Source organism: Plantactinospora solaniradicis (assembly GCF_042658085.1).
In the GTDB taxonomy this organism is placed as follows: Bacteria; Actinomycetota; Actinomycetes; order Mycobacteriales; family Micromonosporaceae; genus Plantactinospora; species Plantactinospora solaniradicis.
The window spans coordinates 1-1,947 of the sequence record NZ_JBHSPR010000071.1; the positions used below are offsets into that span (position 1 = coordinate 1).

Below are 1,947 nucleotides of genomic sequence, written 5' to 3' on the forward strand. Positions count from 1 at the left end.
ACCCCCTTGGGCCGCCCCGTCGAACCCGACGTGTAGATCACATACGCCAACCCGTCCGGGCTCACATCTCGACCCGACACGGCCGCCGACAGACCGGCAACCTCACCAGCGACCTCATCCAGACGGACCTGCCGCACCCCCGCCGTCGACAACCCCGACAACGTGTCGCCAGTCCCGACCAGGACGGTGGTGTCACTGTCGGCGACCATGTAGTCGAGCCGGTCGCTGGGGTACGCCGGGTCCAACGGCACGAACGCGCCACCGGCCTTCCACACCGCCAACAACCCGACCACCATGTCCACCCCACGCGGCAGACACAAACCCACCCGCGACTCCGCCCCCACCCCCACCCCAGCCAGGTACCGGGCGAGCCGGTTCGCCCGCTGGTCCAGCTCGGCGTAGGTCAGCACATCTGCACCGCAGCGCACCGCGACCACGTCCGGTGACGCCGCGACCCGTGCCTCGAACAACTCCGGCACCATCTGGTCGGGGACCCGCACCGCCGTGTCGTTCCACCGGCCGATGACCAGTGACCGTTCCGCGTCGTCCAGGACCTCGATATCGCTGAGCCGCAGGCCCGGATCCGCCGCCACCTGCTCCAACACCCGCACCAACCGAGCAGCCAACCCCTGCACAGTCGACTCGTCGAACAGATCAGTGGCATACAGCAGGACCCCGCCAAGCCCGGCCGGCGAACCCTCCGCATCACGCCGCTCCGCCAACTCGATCGACAGATCGAACCGCGCCGAAGCACCCTGCGACCCATCGCGGAACGGCCCCACCTCCAGATCGGGTAGTTCCCACCGCCCGCTCCTGCCGGACGTGCTCTGTAGGGCGAACATGACCTGGAACAACGGGTTGCGGCTCAGCGAACGGACCGGGCTGAGGTCGTCCACCAGGCGTTCGAACGGCAGGTCCTGGTGCGCGTACGCCGCCAGGTCCGCCTCCCGTACCCGGGCCAGCACCTCACCGAACGACGGATCCCCACTCAGATCAGCCCGCAACACCAACGTGTTGACGAAGAACCCGACCAGCTCATCAAGCGCCGCGTCCCCACGACCGGCGATCGGCGTACCCATCGGAATGTCCGTACCCGCACCCACCCGAGACAGCAGCACCGCCAACGCCGCGTGCACCACCATGAACATCGTCGCCCGGCTGTCCTGTGCCACCCGCTCCAGCTCGGCATGGACGTCCGCGGCCACGTCGAAGGACACGTTCGCGCCCTGGAAGGTTGACGTCGTCGGGCGGGGTCGGTCAGTGGGAAGCGCGAGCTCCTGTGGTGCGTCTGCCAGCGCCTCCCGCCAATACGCCAACTGGGCGCTGATCAGGCTGTCGGGATCGTCGAGGTCGCCCAGGACCTCACGCTGCCACAGGGAGTAGTCCGCGTACTGCACCGGCAACGGCTCCCAGCCCGGAGCCCTACCCTGCCGACGAGCCGCGTACGCCGCACTCAGATCCCGACCCAACAGACCCATCGACCAACCGTCGACCGCGATGTGATGGGCCACGATCAGCAACACCGACTCCACCGGCGACACGGTCAACAACCACACCCGCCACGGCAGATCAACACTCAGATCAAACCCACGACCGGAAAGCTCCGCCACCATCGACGGCAGACCGTCCTCCGTCGTCTCCACGACCGTCAGCGCCGGTCGACCGGCAGCACCCTCGAGAACGTGCTGGCATGCCGCCCCCTCCGACTGCGGGAAAATCGTCCGGAGGCTCTCGTGCCGATCCGCGACGTCCTCCAACGCGGCCTGCAATGCGGGCACGTCCAGCTCACCCGACAGCCGTAGGGCCAAGGGTGTGTTGTAGGCGGCGGCAGCGCCTGGGTCGGTTTCCTCCAGGCGGTTCAGGAACCACAGTCGCTGCTGTGCGAATGACAACGGCAACATCTCGGGCCGGTCCCGACGCGTCAACGCCACCTGCACCACCGACTCG

At 68.1% G+C, this 1,947-nt stretch carries 1 protein-coding gene; it reads right to left on the bottom strand.

What is annotated here, in order from left to right; translation table 11 throughout:
• Nucleotides 1–1,892: condensation domain-containing protein (locus tag ACFP2T_RS43045; protein ID WP_377432796.1), on the bottom strand; the 1,892-nt coding region annotated here is incomplete at its 3' end.
• Nucleotides 1,893–1,947 lie beyond the last annotated feature (55 nt).